This window comes from Marinobacter bryozoorum, from assembly GCF_023156245.1.
GTDB lineage: Bacteria > Pseudomonadota > Gammaproteobacteria > Pseudomonadales > Oleiphilaceae > Marinobacter > Marinobacter bryozoorum.
Window position 1 is genome coordinate 1 of the sequence record NZ_JAKZAH010000021.1, and the last position, 15,320, is coordinate 15,320.

The following is a 15,320-nucleotide window of genomic DNA, read 5'->3' on the forward strand; positions in this document are numbered from 1 at the left end:
CGAACCCGAAGTGCTTCCAGAGTTTTATGGTCCAGTTTACGACCGTCGTCATGGCGCATAAGAGCTGATATCCGATATAGTCCGCGAGCAATGTTTTTATTATACATCATGTTCGCTTACTTTTGAACTCCTTAGTAACCGCCTTGAAGTTATCGATGTCCGTCATCAGCAGGCAGAATGGTGAACTTTTCTCTTCAGCCTGGATGAGCGCCACGTCCAGCTCGATTTCCCCGGCCCGGCGGTTGAGCAGGCCGGTGAGGGCGTCATGGGACGCTTGCTCGCGTAATTTCAGTTCGGCAAAGACCCGGTCCGTCAGGTCCTTGATGATGCTGATAAAGTGTGTGATCTCACCATCCGCGTTCTTGACCGGCGTGATGGTCTGCTGGCAGTGGATCTCCTGGCCGTTCTTGTGACGGTTGGTGACCATCGCCCGGAACGGGATGCCCTCATTGAGGTGGCGCCAGAGCCCCTGATAGAAGGTGTCATCGTGCTTGCCGGATTTCAGTACTGACGGCTTGCGACCAACCACTTCGATGGGGGAGTAACCGGTAATGATCTCGAAGCCCTGGTTGGCGAACTCGATAACCCCTTCCGCATTGGTGATGAAAATACCATCGTAGGCGGCATCTATGGCCTTGGCGAACAGATTGCCGGTGGACTGCTCGGCGTGCAGCTGGGTGATGTCTTTCTGGATGGAGACGTAGTAGCGACGTTCGCCATTGTTGTCGTTGACGGGTGAAATATTCCATTCCACCAGGTACGGGCGGCCATTCTTGCGGTAATTGATGGTAGAACCGGAGAAGCAGCCACTGGCTTTCAGCTCCCGCCTCAGCCGTTCTACGACCAGCGGATCTGTCAGGGGGCCCTGCAGTATCCGCGGATTGCTGCCTACAAGCTCGTCCAGCGAGTAGCCCGTCATGTTACAGAATGCCGGGTTCGCGTAGAGAATCCGGTGCTGCGGGTCGGTAATGACCACCGAGTTGAAGGACAACTCGGCGGTTGTCCGCAGCAAGACCAGGGAGTCACTCTCCGAGATGCCTGGCAGGGTTGAGGCGTTTCCCTTGTCAACGGTCATGGTCAGGCGTCAAAGCCCAGGAAGCGGGCTGTGTTGGGAAGGGGGCGTCGCCGGGACACCACCGAATTGGCGACAAACTCGTCGTCAGGCCAGCCCAGTGCCACGCAGGTGAGTATGACCTGGTCATCCGGAATGTTCGCCACTTCCCGTACCACCGGGCTCTGCATAATGCCCTGGCCATTGATCACTGCCCCGAGGCCCCGGCTCCAGGCCGAAAGCACCAGGCCGTAGGTCATGGCGCCGGTGTCAAAGTGGGCAATGGTGTTATCCAGCAGGTCCCGGTCGAAACAGACGACGATGGATACCGGCGCATCGAACTGGCGGAAACCTCTCATTACCCAGTCCTGCCGGCGCTCCTTGTCATGGCGTTCAATGCCCATGGCTTCAAACAGCTGGACGGCGATTTCAACCTGCCTTTCACGGTGAACACCCTCGTAGGCACCGTGGTCGTGGATCTCGCGGCTTGGAGGTATGCCGGCCAGCATTCTCTCCGTATTGCCCTGACGGACCCGCTCCAGGGGTTCGCCGGTCAGTACGTGGAGGTGCCACGGCTGGGTGTTCATGGAGGAAGGGGCGCGGTTGGCCAGTTCGATGATTTCCTCAAGGAGCTCCTTGGGTACGGGTTTGTCCTGAAAACCACGAATGGAACGTCGCTCCCGGATTGCCTGGTCGAGTTTCATTGATAACCTTTTTGTTGAATTGGATATGTTCACAGGTTGGCTGGGTTTATCCCCGATAACCCGGCCTGAAATTATCGCCCAAGAATGACCCGGAACCGGAAGCGAGTAAAGTATAGGTGATCAAACGCCGATGGTGAGGCGTTTAACCGAACGTTTCATTGAATGGAGGTAACCGTGCTGTTGCACTTGCATGCCGCGGCACAATCGTGAACTATCTCCGCTTTGCCCCTGCTCCCTGTCAGTGAATAAAGTGAGACCCTGCCGTGGCTAACGCCCCCTCCGGTACCTATGACCGGCTGATCAGTCCCGTTTTGATTGCCGGGTGTATCATCATCCTCGTGAGCTTCGCCGTTCGCGCCTCCTTCGGACTGTTTCAGTTACCGATTGCAGCTGAGTTTGCCTGGCCAAGGGAGTCGTTTTCCCTGGCCATTGCGATACAGAACCTGGCGTGGGGGATCGGGCAGCCTATTTTCGGTGCCTTTGCGGAACGTTACGGTGACCGCAAGGCCATATTGGGCGGTGGGGCATTCTATGTCATTGGCCTGGTGCTCTCGGCCTATGCGATCACTCCCGGCCAGCACCAGTTACTGGAACTGCTGGTGGGCTTCGGTATTGCGGGCACCGGCTTTGGGGTGATTCTGGCCGTGGTTGGCCGGGCGGCGCCGGACAAACACCGGTCCATGGCCCTGGGTATAGCCACGGCCGCGGGCTCCGCAGGCCAGATTGTCGGGCCGCCGGTCGCCCAGTCGCTGCTGAGCCAGATGCCCTGGCAGTCCGTCTTTGTCGTATTCGCCGGGTTTATCATGGTGTCCATGCTGGCACTTTTGATGATGCGGGCACCTAAGCTGCAGAAGCCGGCTGCCACCGAAGAGCCAATGGGCCGCGTTATCCGTCGTGCGGTAAAAGACCCATCGTTTATCCTGATCTTTATCGGCTTTTTCTCCTGCGGTTACCAACTGGCATTTATCACCGCGCATTTTCCCGCCTTTATCACCGAAATGTGTGGCCCGGTTGATCCGGGAAGCTTGCTGTACACGCTGGGTGTCACCTCTGCCGCCGGGTTGGGGGCCATCTCCATTGCACTGATCGGGCTGTTCAATATCGGGGGTACCCTGCTGGCGGGCTGGCTGGGTAACCATTATTCCCGGAAATACCTGCTGGCCATCATCTACCTGCTACGTACCCTTGTGGCTGGTGCATTCATCATGGCTCCCATTACGCCAGAGAGTGTGGTGCTGTTCTCGGTGGCAATGGGCTCACTGTGGTTGGCTACGGTCCCGCTGACCTCCGGCCTGGTGGCCCATATCTACGGTCTCAAGTACATGGGTACCCTCTATGGCCTGGTATTCTTCTCCCACCAGCTCGGGGGTTTTCTCGGCGTGTGGCTGGGCGGGGCGCTTTACGATATCTACAACAACTACACCCTGGTTTGGTGGGTTGGCGTCGGCGTAGGGGCGTTATCCGCCGTTGTCCACTTGCCGGTGAAGGAGTACCCCTGGTCACAGCGGGGTGCCGTCTCACTGGCAACGTGAATATAAGGGCCAGATAATGGGTGGCCCCCTTTACCCTGCATCAGGGCCTGGTTCGCCGGCCTCTCGGGTATTCATTTTCTGGTGGGGCGCGCCTGGCGTGCATCGCTTTCGCAGACAAAAAGAGCTTGCATCCACGGAATTTTATGGATATAAACCACGTCATCAGGATGCGCATAGGGAAAGTTGACGTCAGTCAGCGATGCGCCAGATAGCAACATGGTGCTGTCGAGCCAGCGATTGGAGTACTCGTCGAGCTGGGCTTTGGCAGTAATCTGATACAAGGACGTAGAATGAGTAACAGTCCCGCAGTGAGTCTGGTCAATTCATGTTCCAGGCCGGCCTTTCCCCGAAGCGATAACACATATACTCCGGATATCAACTCCGGACGGCCCCGTTGTGCCTGTCGTTATGGCTCAGGGTCGGCAGCCTGGCCTCGCATGGCGCCACATGGCGCGCCAAGGCAATCTCAACCGCTGTCCGGTTAATTCGTAGTGGCGCATTGCTTCCGCTCAGCAGGCCTTCGGCCCGGTACCAGGGCTCGGAACGCCCCCCCCCCCCGCTTCGCTGATTTATCGAAGGTGTATAACGATATCGCGGTTTGTTAAATCCCAAGGAAAGTAAACAAGGAGAGTTTATGTTGAAAAATGTTATTTTAGTGATGACCTTTGCTCTGTTCTCCCACGTGGCGCATTCAAAGGTCTACCAGAGTATCAGTCCGGAGGTCGATGCACGTTTAGTGATTGTTCCTTCAGAAGGTGAGGGAAGCTTTATAATAGGATTTGATGGCTTCGGTCATGAATATGATGGCCAGGCCATGCTGTATGAAAAGCGAAATAATACGAGTGACTCCCGGGATGGGTATTATTACCAGATGGTTAACGCTCCGTTTACCACAGTGCGTAATAATGGCCGGCAAACGCTGATACAGGGTACGATTGTTCCTTATATTGAAGTCTATTTGAATGGCAGTGATCCGGTGCCTATGGTTCTTACCTCTTCAGCTGATGTTGCCATGGAGCAGCGGATGCTGGAACGGTATGAACAGCGACAGGCCCTTCCCGTTAGTAAAGTTGCTGCGAAAAAGTCGGTTGAGGCGGCAATTGAATCGTTTCAGTCCGGTTGCTCAACGACCCTCGAGCCAGAGATTGTCTGGTCTGACTTCAGTGGTGATGAGGAAAAGGCAGTTCCCGGGCTTGCATCCCACTATCTGAACGCCCTGGTTGAGATCTGCAATATTGATGCTGACTATCGTGGTGCTGTTCAAGACTTGCAGAGTATTTCATTCACGCTTAGTGATGACTTTGGTTCGCACAAGGTCAGTCTGGATGAAGCCACTATTGAGGTTTCACTCGCAAGTTCAATGGAAAACATAAAAGAGTCATCCTACCGTTCCTTGTTTGAACGTTTTTGATCGATTTAATTTAATAAAGGAGGAAAGTTGATCGTGAAAAAGGAAATTGCAATCGTAGCACTGGCCGCCCTGGCTTCACATACCGCTACCGCTGCTACAGTGGTAGAGAAAAAAGCAATGAAGCAAGTCGAGAGCACCCTTTCTGAGCAAGTTGCCAGCACAGCCAGCGCCTGTGGCAACGAAGCTCTCGAGCTTGAGGTAAAGTGGGATGCCTATGGTGAGATGATCACAGAGAATCAGGGTAAGCTTGAAAGCAACAAATATAAATCTCAATGGGTGTACGGGCATGTTGGCGATCGGAACAGCGCCGCACTCGAAGCGATGGCAAATATCTGTAACAGTGATGAAGACTACAAAGAAGTCATTGCTGAGCTGACACAGGTTGTGATTGAGCCGCAGCAGGACTTTGACAATGCAGAATCAGAGTTTTCGGTTGATGGTTCAACACTGTTGATTACCTCGGGTCACCAGATGAGCCGGCAAGCTTCAGATTTCGAGCGCCCGATTAAAAGCCTGTTCTGATACCCGGGCAGCTTCACTCATCGTGCAATGGGTGATTCCCATTGCACGATATTCCCTTTCCCGTGCAGGGCCTGTATCAGTAAGTACGGTGATATTGGCCGGTACGGCACCTGACGAAGGCTAAGGGACCTTCCTGGCTGCCTTCATTCCCTCTCCGTTGTTTCCCTCTGCTGCTGCCCAATACCAGGTGACGGTTCTCGATCGCCGCCTTTCTGTGACGGGTCTGTAAGTCCATGTGGGCCGATTCCATGATCGTCGGGCTTGGCTGGATTACCAGGACGCTGGTAGTGTTCGCTACCTGGCGCCGGGAGCTGCTAGCAATGCTGCCCTGTGTGGTCAACATTCTGATGCTGGTCCTGTGTCATCAAATCCGGTGTTTGCCCGACTTGTTACGCCGCTTTCCCTGGCGGGCCATGTCGGCGCGGCCATAACGATCAAAGGGCATCCGTTTACCAACGATAGTCCAAAAAATAACCAGAGAGGTTCAACCATGAACTCATGTCGTAAGACCATGATTGCCGGCTGTGTTGCAGTAGTTTCCTTTGCACCCGCGGCCCACGCCGAGAAGTTTTTTGGCGATTCAAGCATCTCCATCCTTCACAGCGACCAGTATCAAGGTGTGGAATTTGACGCAGGCGGTGATGGTGGCATGGAGTACGAGGCCACTTATTTCACCTTCGAGAACGTTACGGCCCATGACTGGGGCGGCACCTTCTTCTTTATTGACCGGGACCAGCCCCAGGGCGACCTGGAGGGTACAGATGAGATCTATGGCGAGTTTGCGCCCACAATAAACGGCAGCTGGCTGACCGGTCAGGACCTGTCCTTTGGCCCAATCAAGGATGTGATGCTGGCCGGCCAGTACGAGTTTGGCGGCAGCACCGAGATGAACAATTACATGGCGGGCTTCGGCCTGGCCTGGGACGTTCCTGGCTTCAACTTCTTCAATACCGCGTTCTACTACGTGGACAATAGTGAGACTGCCGATGACTGGCAGACCACCGTAACCTGGGCTGTGCCTTTCAGCGTTGGTTCGGCGCTGTTCCTGGTAGACGGCTATATCGACTGGTCCACCTCAGCCAGCGACCATAAGTCGGAACTCCAGTTTACCCCGCAGATCAAGCTGGATGTGGGCAATTTCATGGGCAATCCCGGCAAGCTCTACGCTGGCGTTGAGTACCAGTACTGGCACAACAAGTTCGGTCTGGATGATACCCTGATCGACACACAGAGCTCTGTAAGCGCACTGTTGAAGTTTCATTTCTGATCGCTCCCGGGAGTTCGGTAAAATCATCCTGCCGGACTCCCGGGCCAGTGGATAAGCCAGGAGTTACTTTGACCCAGTCACTGTTGCAACAATTGCGCGAGCAAACCAGGCCGGCGCATACGGCGCTTGAGGCTCAGCCGATGCTGACGCGGCTGCTTTCCGCCAGTCTAACGGAGGAAGAATACTGCCAGTTGCTGCAATCCATGTGGGCGTTCTACCGGTCCCTGGAGCCGGAGTTGGTTCCCGCCACAGCGGCCCTTCTTCGGCAGCACCCCAATCCGGAGTACCGGTACCTTCCGCGAGCGCCCCTGCTGGCCAATGACTGTCGGGTTATGGGCTGTGCGTGTCCCGATTTAACCTACCCTTCGATAGAGCCCCGGCTGGACGGTGGTGAGGCGCAACTGTTGGGAGTGCTCTATGTGATTGAGGGCTCTACCCAGGGCGGCCGCTTTATTTCGAGGCACCTGGCGAACACGCTTGGTATCACCGGGGATACAGGCGCGAGTTTCTTTAATATTTATCAGTGGGACAGTTCATGGGCGGCTTTCCGTCGCTGGCTGAGCACGGATATGGCAATCAGGTACCAGGACGATTACAAGAGCATTATCGAGGGGGCTGACAGGACGTTTTCAGCCTTGCACGCCCACCTTGACCGGGAGCTCACCTGTGTTTTGCAGGTGAGCCCTGAACAGCCATGCAGGTGAACTGATCCGCTGAGCTCACCCTGTATCAGTCGTTCTCTCGGGATGGCCCTTACTGAAAGTCCCTGGTGGTCTGGACCGTCGCATAGGCGAATGCCAGCGCGGCCATGGCGGTGGCGTGAACCTGTGCGGCAGGCACGGTTGTTCCATTGAACTCCAGGTCCATCGTGGCGCAGGCATCTTCCAGCACGGTGACCTGGTAACCAAAGTCTGCTGCCGCCCGACTGGTGGCCTCGATGCACATATGGCTCATCGCACCGATGACCACCACTTCCTCAATACCCTTGGCGTCCAGCATGTCCCTGAGCGGTGTTTCCCGGAAGGAGTTCGGGTAGTTCTTGAGAATGACTGGCTCTTCTCCCCGGGGTTTTACCGATTCGTGAATGTTCACGCCCTCGGTTCCGGGAGTGAACACCGGCGCGTCCGGGCTTTGCGATTCGTGGTGAATGTGCACCAGCAGGTCGCCGTTGCTTCTGGCTTTCTCGATTACACCGGCTGCGTTGGTGGCTGCTTTATCAATATTGTTCAGCGGCAGCTTACCGCCAGCAAAGTATTCGCACTGCAGGTCTACTACCAGGACGGCTCGTTTGCTCATCATCTGCTCCTATTCATCGGTCTGTTGTATCTCTGGTGATTGTGCGCGTAGCAGTCCACAATCGTCAGTGGCAATTTCGACAGATTACAGGGTGAAAACGACATAATGGGGCAGCCTGCAGAACTGGGAATCCTGCGCTATCCGGGCGCGCAACAAGCTGCGGTTCTGGGCCTGACTGACCTTCTGGTCATGGCATCGACGTCGGCGAAGCAGGAAGGCGCCAGCGAGGGGCTGCGGATCAGTCATTGGGAACAGGCGCATGGGTCGGGTGAGCTGGTGCGCGTATTCGATACCTCACCGGGTGCTGGCAGTGCGCTCTCGGTTCTGATCCTGCCGCCGTGCCTGGAGCAGCCACCAACCGCAGAACAGGCGGCGGTCTATGCTGACTGGCTTCGTGAGCAGCACCAGGGCGGTGTGGTGCTCAGCTCGGTCTGTGCCGGGGCGTTTGTGCTTGGCGAAACCGGACTCCTGAACGGCAGGACCGCCACCACCCACTGGGTCTACCGGGACAGGTTTCGTTCGCGATTCCCGGCTGCCAGGGTCGATACGGACCGGTTGCTTATCGATGATGGCGATATCATCACCGCCGGAGGGGTGATGTCCTGGACGGACCTGGGCCTCAGGCTGGTCGAGCGTTTTCTCGGCGCCGACGTCATGCTCCGCACTGCGCGCATGTTGCTGATTGACCCACCGGGTCGGGAGCAGCGTTACTATAGTGTGTTCACCCCCAACTTCCGTCACCAGGACAGGGCGGTACTGAAGGTTCAGCACTGGTTACAGACTACGGGCGCCAGGGAAGCCTCGCTGGAGAGCATGGCCAGGCAAGCCGGGTTGGAGCAACGTACCCTGCTACGGCGGTTTCAGAAAGCGACCGGTATGACGACCGGGGAATATTGCCAGCGACTGAGGATCAGCAAGGCACAGGAATTGTTGCAGACCAGCGGGTTGCCTGTGGAAAGTGTCGCGTGGGAAGTTGGGTATGCTGATGCCGGGGCCTTTCGCAAGGTGTTTTCCCGTATCGTGGGGCTCAAACCGGGTGATTACCGTCGGAGGTTTGGGGGTGCCGGTTAAACGGCCGGTCACATTCAGCGTAAGGTTTACGGTCAGATAGGGCTTCGTCCCTGAAGCCAGGGCGGGATCACTCGCTGGTCAGGTAGTCGGTTGTCAGTGCAGATAAGGCCTGGATGCCGGTGACCAGGGCTTGGTCATCCACCAGGAAGTGCGGCGAGTGGTTGGGCGCTGCATCCTTCATCTTGTCCATCGGCGTCACCCCAAGGAAGAAGAACAGTCCCGGTACTTCCCGTGCATAGTAGGAGAAGTCCTCGGACCCGGTCACCAGGGGCGCTTCGAATACCCGTTGAGGGGCGACCTTTTGCAGGGTCGGCAGCATCTTTGCGGTCAGCTCCGGGTCATTCACCGTCGTGGCGTAGTTATCCACGATGGTGACTTCGGCTTCGGCTCCATGGGCATGGGCTGTGTGCTCTGCGGTCTGCTTGACATGCTCGTTGACCTGCTTCTGGACATCATCGTTGAAGGTGCGGATGGTGCCGCTCATCTCCACCTTGTCGGGGATGATGTTGTGGCGCGAGCCGCCTTCAATGGTGCCGATGGTGACCACGGCCGGTGCCGGCATGATGTTGGTCTTGCGGCTGACAATAGTTTGCAGGCCGTTGATGATCTGGGCGCTGGCAACCACCGGATCGACGCCATCCCAGGGTGCGGCACCGTGCGTCTGCTCGCCGTTGACGGTAATGTACAGGTCAGAGCTGCTGGCCATGGTGGGGCCACTGCGATAACTGATGATGCCGGTGGGGGCTTTCGAGGTGACGTGCAACCCGAAGATGGCATCCACATCGGGACTTTTCAGAACGCCTTCGTCGACCAGCAGGCGGCCCCCGAAATGCTGTTCTCCCTTATAGACGTAGTCGCTGGGGCCTTCCTCGGCGGGCTGGAAAATAAACTTGACCGTGCCGGGTAGCTCATCCTTTACGCTGGCCAGGTTCTCTGCCACCGCCATCAGGATCGCCACGTGGGCGTCGTGGCCACAGGCGTGCATCACCCAGCTTTCCTTGCCCTGGTAGTCCTGCTTCACTTCGGAGGCATAGGGCAGTCCGGTCTGCTCCTTGACGGGCAGGGCATCCATGTCGGCGCGCAACCCAACCACAGGACCTGGTTTTCCGCCTTTCAGTACCGCAACCACACCGGTGGTGCCCACGTCCGTCTGCACCTCCATGCCCAGTGAACGCAGATGGTCGGCAATCAGTTCGGCCGTGCGGTGCTCCTGGTTGCCCAGTTCTGGGTGCTCATGGATGTCGTGGCGCCATTCAATGGCTTTCTGGTGAACGGATTTGGCGCCTTCCATCACCTTGTCGGTGAGTGAGGCGCCCATCACCATGGCCGGTGCGGCAGTGGTGCAGGCCAGGGCGAGCCCGAGCAGGGTTTTACGCATATTGTTCTCCTTATTTTGATGGACGGCCGGTGTTTGTTATGAGGTTGGTCCGGCCTTTGGGGTGACTGTCCTGCTATCTGGCAGTCGAGTTTTCTGCTGAGTGTGAGGCATCCAGCTTCGCCAGGACGCTATCGGAAATGGTTACGATGTCCGCCTGGACAGCTTTCTTCGTCATCTCGGGATCATGACTTTCCAGTCCCCTGATCACATCCAGCAAAGGATGTGAGGCGCCATCAGTCGGATTGGTGAAATAGGCAAAGGCATTCAGGACCGGGCCGGACTGCAGCCAAAGGTTGCGCACAATCCGGGACAACATCGGCATATCAGCCAGTTCGCAAAGGAAAAGGTGAATATTGGCGTTGGCGACTGTCGCTTTGGCCTGGTCCTGGTCTTTGCAGGCCTGGCAGAACTGCTCATAGAGCACTTTGAACTGTGTTATATCCTCTTCCGTTGCCAGTTCCGCTGCCCGGGTGGCTGCCTGGCCCTCAAGCGTCCAGCACAGGTCCCGGATTTCCGTGTAGCGTTCGGTGGTCAGGGTGGGAACCTGTACCGAGCGGCGATCCACCTGTGACAGGATCTGTTCGGATACCAGCCGGCCGAGGGCTTCCCGCACCGGGGTCTGGCTGATACCCAGGTCTTCCGACACTTCCTTGAGCTTGATCTTCTCACCGGGCTGGAACCGGCCGCTCATCAATGCATAGCGGAGGAATCGATAGGCCTGCAACGTCAGGCTCTCTGATCTGACACCTTCCTCATTATGAATGAACATGTTTGCGGCTAGCTCCTGAATCTTCCGGTGGTTTCCGTTGCCCTGCTGAGGCGAAGCGTCAATTGTACAAGCCCACCCGTCGTTGCCAAGCGGTTTCCTTGACACACTATATTATATATTTTATAAAAAATTAAGTTTGTGAATGCCGGCCTGTCAATGTTTACGTCGTGTCTGACATTCCCGCCTTCCCTATACCAATGACAAAAGGAGATATCCGTGGCTGCACAAGAGCTCGTTCAGGAACTGGAAGAGGGCGTCCTCTGGATCACGCTGAATCGCCCCGACAAGCTCAACGCGCTCACCAACACCATGATTACTGACCTTCGGGCGGCCCTGGAGCAGGCATCAGTGGATGACCAGGTCCGGGTGGTGGTGCTCACCGGCGCTGGGCGTGGTTTCTGTGCCGGCGGTGATGTGGAATCCATGGCGAATCAGTTGGACAGGAAGGCTGATGCCCCGCCAATCGAAGTGACAGCCCAGCAACTCAGACTGGGTGCGGAAAGTGCCCGCCTGCTCCATGAAATGCCGAAACCCACCATCGCCATGACCCGGGGTGCGGTGGCCGGGGCTGGCCTTTCGCTGGCCCTGGCCTGCGATATCGCGGTGGCCTCCGACACCCTCAAGATAACGTCGGCCTTTATTAACGTGGCGTTGTCCGGCGACCTGGGCAGCACCTACTTTCTTACCCACCGCCTGGGTCACCGTGCCCGGGAGTTTGCGCTGCTCTCCCCCGTGCTGAAAGCGGATGAGGCGAAAGAGTGGGGGCTGGTAAACCGGGTGGTGCCAGACGATGACCTGCAGGAGGAAACCCGGAAGCTGGCCCGCAAGCTGGCCGCCGGCCCCGGCATTGCCCAGGGGCACATCAAGGCTAACCTGAATTATGCTGAGCAGGGCGCGACGCTGGCCCAGCTGCTGGACCACGAATCCATCCGCCACATTCGGTGTGGCGCCACCGAGGATCACATCGAGGCTGCCAGGGCCTTCCTTGAAAAACGCCCGGCAGTCTTCCGCAATCGATAAGACGTTTTCGATCAACCGACACGTGACACCAAAAACAAGGTTATAACCATGAGCTACGAAGACATCCTGTATCGCCGCGATGGCCATGTGGCCACCATTTCCCTCAATCGCCCGGACAAACTGAACGCCTGGACCCTGACCATGGAGAAGGAAGTCCGCTCGGCCATTGAAGCCGCCGATGCGGATGACGAGGTGCGGGCCATCATCATTACCGGCGAAGGCCGGGGCTTTTGCGCCGGGGCCGATATGAGCCTGCTCAGCGCGGTGATGGAAGACTCCGACGCCGACGAGGCGGTGGAGAAAAAGGACGATAATCAGGTCGACGGCATCGAGCGAAACTACCGCCAGAAATTCAGCTACCTGCTGCGGGTCTCCAAGCCCATTGTGGCCGCGATCAACGGCCCCTGCGCTGGCATGGGGCTCTGTATGTCGCTGTTCTGTGATGTACGTTTTATGGCCGACCACACCAAGCTGACCACCGCCTTTGCCCGTCGTGGCCTGGTGGCGGAACACGGCATTGCCTGGATGCTGCCCCGCCTTGTCGGCCCCATGAATGCCGTCGACCTGCTGTATTCCAGCCGGAACGTCGAAGCGGCAGAAGCCGAGGCGATGGGGCTGGTGTGGACCCTGCCGGAAGACGGCTTCCTCGAGAAAGTGCAGGAGTGGACCACGCAGCTGGTGACCCTGTCCTCCCCAAGATCCCTGCGGGTGATGAAGCGGCAGATCTTTGATTCCCTGTTCCAGGACCTGGCGGAGTCCTGGGAATACGCCGATGAGGAAATGCTGAAGTCCTTCTCCAGCGAGGATTTCAAGGAAGGTGTCGCCCATTTCATGGAAAAGCGGGCCCCGAAGTTTACCGGGCGTTGATGGCCAGGAGTCTGCGCGGCAGAAATCGCGCAGGCTCCTGGGAGCCTTCCGAGAAAGCAGACAGCGACGAGGATTTCATGAAAGACAGCTTTTTATCCGGCTTCCGGGAGTTCAGGGAAGAAATCCGAACGTTTGTGGCGGAAAACCTGCCGGACGATATGCGCGAGCGGGCCCGTAGGGGCTTCCATGCCACCAAGGAGGACATGCGCCGGTGGATGGAGATACTCCACAAGAAGGGATGGTCAGCCCCCAACTGGCCCAAAGAGTATGGCGGCACGGGCTGGTCACCGCTCAAGCGCATGGTGTTCGAGATCGAGATGGCCAATGCGGATGCGCCACCCCGCAACCCCTTCGGGTTTCACCTGATCGGGCCGGTATTGTGCGAGTTTGGGACTGAACAGCAAAAGGCCCGCTACCTGCCGGCCATCCTGGACGGCTCCGAGTTCTGGTGCCAGGGCTTCTCGGAACCCAATGCCGGCTCCGACCTGGCGTCACTGAAAACCACCGCCACCCTGGAAGGCGACCATTATGTGGTCAATGGCCAGAAGACCTGGACCAGTGAGGCCCACTTGGCGGACATGATCTTTTGCCTGGTTCGCACCAATCGCGACGGCGCCAGCCAGGGTGGTATCAGCATGATGCTGATCGATATGAAAAGTCCCGGTGTCACCGTGCGGCCCATCATTACCCAGGACATGTCCCACTATGTGAATGAGATCTTCCTGGAAGACGTGAAGGTTCCGGTGGAAAACCTGGTGGGCGAGGAAAACCAGGGCTGGCGCTATGCCAAGTTCCTGCTGGAAAACGAACGGACCGGCAGTGCTTACCTGCCCCAGTCCAAGAGTGACCTGAACCGGCTGCGGTCATTGCTGGCGGAACTCAGGGAAAACGGTGACACCCTGGCCAGCAACCCGGTACTGGACGCCGAGTTGGCCCGTGCCGAGGTCGATATGGCGGCCCATGAAATGATGGTGTATCGCATCATTGATGGCGTGACCGGTATCGACAGCAACGCCGCGGCCTCCATGATCAAAGCCCGTGGCGCAGAACTGCAGCAGCGTATCGCCGGCCTTTGGATCGAGGCCCTTGGGCCCCATGCCCTGCCGGTGTACGAGGACGGCGAGGAAGAATACGGCATCCGGGCGTCTCCGGGGGCCATGTCCCAGTACCTTATCCGCCGTGCCGTCTCCATCTATGGTGGCGCAAACGAAATCCAGTACAACATCATTGCCAAGCGGGGGCTGCACCTATGACGACCCATGATGATGAATCCACAGGGCTGGCGCTCTCCAGCGATGAATCACAGCTCCAGGCAAGCGTTGAGCGCTTCATCGCCAACGAATACACCTTTGACCATTACCGGGCCACCGTCCGTGAGGGCGGGTTCAACAAAGCCTTCTGGAAGCAGGTGGCGGACCTTGGCCTGGTTGCGGCCTGCTTTCCCGAAGACTGGGAGGGTTACGCCCAGAGTGGCACCGAGCCGTTTCTGGTACTGGAACAGTTCGGTTACGGGTTGGTGGTCGAACCGCTGGTCAGCGGTGTGCTGGCGCCGGCAGCGGTCCTGGTGGCCACCGGGGAGCGTGATCGCTTTGCCTCTGTGTTCAACGAGATGATGACCGGCGAGCGGCTGCTGGCCCTGGCCTGGGCCGAGCCCAACCGGCGGTTTGACCTGGCTCCTGAGGCCGTAAAAGCCAGCCAAACCGGCGGGGGGTGGCAGCTGGACGGTGAGAAATCCACGGTGCTGGCGGCGCCCCATGCGGATTCGCTGCTGGTGTCTGCCGCTACGGTCGATGGGCCTGCCATGTTCCTGGTGCCGAAAGATGCCGATGGCGTTGAACTGGTTACCCATCGCAATATCGACGGGCAGGGCGCGGCAGACATCCACTTCCGCCAGGTGGCTGTCGGCAGCGATGCCCTGGTGGGCAAGCCCGGTGAGGGTGAGGCCCTGATGCGGGCGGGCATGAACATGGGGGCGGCCATGACCTGTGCGGAAGCGGTCGGTGCCATGGATGCCGCATTGAAACTGACCGTGGACTATGCCCAGACCCGCAAACAGTTCGGACAGGCCATTGCCTCCTTCCAGGCCATACAGCACCGGCTGGCGAACATGGCCATTGAGCTGGAGTACGCCCGGGCCATGCTGCAACTGCTGGCAACCGGGCTGTTCCGGGGTTCCGAGAGCGATCGCAGTGCGTTCGTCTCCGGCATTCGCGCCAAGATTATGGGCTGTGCCCGGTTTGTGGTCAGTGATGCGGTGCAGCTGCATGGTGGTATCGGGGTGACCGATGAAGCCGCTATCAGCCATTACTTCCGCAAGGTGACGGCACTGGACCTGGCCTGGGGCGACTCCCGGTATCATCTGGAGCGCTATCGCACGGAGCGCAAGGCGGGTACCGACCTTATGGCGTCGCTGTACTGACCGCCGGGTGAAA

Annotated in this window: 16 protein-coding genes; 10 read left to right on the forward strand and 6 right to left on the reverse strand. The window is 57.9% G+C overall.

From position 1 onward, the window contains the following. Nucleotides 1–106: 106 nt before the first annotated feature. On the reverse strand, nt 107–1,075 hold the full coding sequence (locus MLC59_RS12295) for a sensor domain-containing diguanylate cyclase (protein ID WP_248234585.1): 969 nt from the start codon (nt 1,073–1,075) through the stop codon (nt 107–109). Between the two features lie 2 nt (nt 1,076–1,077). Beyond that, nucleotides 1,078–1,755 carry a nitroreductase gene (locus tag MLC59_RS12300; protein WP_248234586.1) on the reverse strand — a complete coding sequence of 226 codons (678 nt, stop codon included), beginning with the start codon at nt 1,753–1,755 and terminating at the stop codon, nt 1,078–1,080. 263 nt (nt 1,756–2,018) lie between these two features. Here MLC59_RS12300 and MLC59_RS12305 point away from each other — a divergent pair, with 263 nt between their 5' ends. Further along, nucleotides 2,019–3,287, forward strand: a complete 1,269-nt coding sequence (locus MLC59_RS12305; RefSeq protein WP_248234587.1) for an MFS transporter — start codon at nt 2,019–2,021, stop codon at nt 3,285–3,287. Between the two features lie 71 nt (nt 3,288–3,358). On the opposite strand, the gene MLC59_RS12310 is transcribed toward MLC59_RS12305, so the two are convergent. Beyond that, nucleotides 3,359–3,568, reverse strand: a complete 210-nt coding sequence (locus MLC59_RS12310) for a hypothetical protein (protein ID WP_248234588.1) — start codon at nt 3,566–3,568, stop codon at nt 3,359–3,361. Between the two features lie 353 nt (nt 3,569–3,921). Between MLC59_RS12310 and MLC59_RS12315 the strand changes: the two genes are divergently transcribed. The 4 genes from MLC59_RS12315 to MLC59_RS12330 all read left to right on the forward strand — a co-directional run bounded on the left by MLC59_RS12315 (nt 3,922) and on the right by MLC59_RS12330 (nt 7,191). After that, a complete protein-coding gene (locus tag MLC59_RS12315) occupies nt 3,922–4,698 on the forward strand; it encodes a hypothetical protein (RefSeq protein ID WP_248234589.1) in 777 nt (258 codons plus the stop codon). Between the two features lie 33 nt (nt 4,699–4,731). Further along, nucleotides 4,732–5,220, forward strand: a complete 489-nt coding sequence (locus MLC59_RS12320; protein WP_248234590.1) for a hypothetical protein — start codon at nt 4,732–4,734, stop codon at nt 5,218–5,220. A gap of 490 nt (nt 5,221–5,710) precedes the next feature. Next, nucleotides 5,711–6,487, forward strand: a complete 777-nt coding sequence (locus MLC59_RS12325; protein ID WP_248234591.1) for an outer membrane protein OmpK — start codon at nt 5,711–5,713, stop codon at nt 6,485–6,487. 68 nt (nt 6,488–6,555) lie between these two features. Further along, a complete protein-coding gene (locus MLC59_RS12330) occupies nt 6,556–7,191 on the forward strand; it encodes a biliverdin-producing heme oxygenase (protein ID WP_248234592.1) in 636 nt (211 codons plus the stop codon). Between the two features lie 49 nt (nt 7,192–7,240). Here the strand turns inward: MLC59_RS12330 and MLC59_RS12335 are convergent, their stop codons facing one another. Beyond that, nucleotides 7,241–7,783, reverse strand: a complete 543-nt coding sequence (locus MLC59_RS12335; protein WP_248234594.1) for a cysteine hydrolase family protein — start codon at nt 7,781–7,783, stop codon at nt 7,241–7,243. 105 nt (nt 7,784–7,888) lie between these two features. Here MLC59_RS12335 and MLC59_RS12340 point away from each other — a divergent pair, with 105 nt between their 5' ends. After that, the gene (locus MLC59_RS12340; protein ID WP_248234595.1) at nt 7,889–8,854 is read left to right on the forward strand and encodes a GlxA family transcriptional regulator; all 966 of its coding nucleotides are present in this window, start codon (nt 7,889–7,891) and stop codon (nt 8,852–8,854) included. 67 nt (nt 8,855–8,921) lie between these two features. On the opposite strand, the gene MLC59_RS12345 is transcribed toward MLC59_RS12340, so the two are convergent. Continuing rightward, the gene (locus tag MLC59_RS12345; protein ID WP_248234596.1) at nt 8,922–10,232 is read right to left on the reverse strand and encodes an amidohydrolase; all 1,311 of its coding nucleotides are present in this window, start codon (nt 10,230–10,232) and stop codon (nt 8,922–8,924) included. A 73-nt stretch (nt 10,233–10,305) separates the two neighbouring features. After that, on the reverse strand, nt 10,306–11,001 hold the full coding sequence (locus tag MLC59_RS12350) for a GntR family transcriptional regulator (RefSeq protein ID WP_248234597.1): 696 nt from the start codon (nt 10,999–11,001) through the stop codon (nt 10,306–10,308). 216 nt (nt 11,002–11,217) lie between these two features. Here MLC59_RS12350 and MLC59_RS12355 point away from each other — a divergent pair, with 216 nt between their 5' ends. From MLC59_RS12355 to MLC59_RS12370, 4 genes are all read left to right on the forward strand, one after another. Continuing rightward, nucleotides 11,218–12,021, forward strand: coding sequence for an enoyl-CoA hydratase (locus MLC59_RS12355; RefSeq protein ID WP_248234598.1), 804 nt, complete (start codon nt 11,218–11,220; stop codon nt 12,019–12,021). A 48-nt stretch (nt 12,022–12,069) separates the two neighbouring features. After that, nucleotides 12,070–12,888 (forward strand): enoyl-CoA hydratase, encoded by an 819-nt coding sequence (locus MLC59_RS12360; RefSeq protein WP_248234599.1) that lies wholly within the window; start codon nt 12,070–12,072, stop codon nt 12,886–12,888. Nucleotides 12,889–12,965: 77 nt separating this feature from the next. Beyond that, entirely contained in the window at nt 12,966–14,141 is a 1,176-nt protein-coding gene (locus MLC59_RS12365; RefSeq protein ID WP_248234600.1) for an acyl-CoA dehydrogenase family protein, read from the forward strand. Then, complete coding sequence (locus MLC59_RS12370) at nt 14,138–15,307, forward strand: acyl-CoA dehydrogenase family protein (RefSeq protein ID WP_248234601.1); 1,170 nt, start codon at nt 14,138–14,140, stop codon at nt 15,305–15,307. The genes MLC59_RS12365 and MLC59_RS12370 overlap by 4 nt, the downstream gene beginning before the upstream one ends. Nucleotides 15,308–15,320 lie beyond the last annotated feature (13 nt).

Bases quoted from the DNA above. Each gene is read 5' to 3' on its own strand.
- MLC59_RS12295 (WP_248234585.1), bottom strand. From the start codon at position 1,075: ATGACCGTTGACAAGGGAAACGCCTCAACCCTGCCAGGCATCTCGGAG.
- MLC59_RS12300 (WP_248234586.1), bottom strand. From the start codon at position 1,755: ATGAAACTCGACCAGGCAATCCGGGAGCGACGTTCCATTCGTGGTTTT.
- MLC59_RS12315 (WP_248234589.1), top strand. From the start codon at position 3,922: ATGTTGAAAAATGTTATTTTAGTGATGACCTTTGCTCTGTTCTCCCAC.
- MLC59_RS12325 (WP_248234591.1), top strand. From the start codon at position 5,711: ATGAACTCATGTCGTAAGACCATGATTGCCGGCTGTGTTGCAGTAGTT.
- MLC59_RS12335 (WP_248234594.1), bottom strand. From the start codon at position 7,783: ATGAGCAAACGAGCCGTCCTGGTAGTAGACCTGCAGTGCGAATACTTT.
- MLC59_RS12340 (WP_248234595.1), top strand. From the start codon at position 7,889: ATGGGGCAGCCTGCAGAACTGGGAATCCTGCGCTATCCGGGCGCGCAA.
- MLC59_RS12345 (WP_248234596.1), bottom strand. From the start codon at position 10,232: ATGCGTAAAACCCTGCTCGGGCTCGCCCTGGCCTGCACCACTGCCGCA.
- MLC59_RS12350 (WP_248234597.1), bottom strand. From the start codon at position 11,001: ATGTTCATTCATAATGAGGAAGGTGTCAGATCAGAGAGCCTGACGTTG.
- MLC59_RS12360 (WP_248234599.1), top strand. From the start codon at position 12,070: ATGAGCTACGAAGACATCCTGTATCGCCGCGATGGCCATGTGGCCACC.
- MLC59_RS12365 (WP_248234600.1), top strand. From the start codon at position 12,966: ATGAAAGACAGCTTTTTATCCGGCTTCCGGGAGTTCAGGGAAGAAATC.
- MLC59_RS12370 (WP_248234601.1), top strand. From the start codon at position 14,138: ATGACGACCCATGATGATGAATCCACAGGGCTGGCGCTCTCCAGCGAT.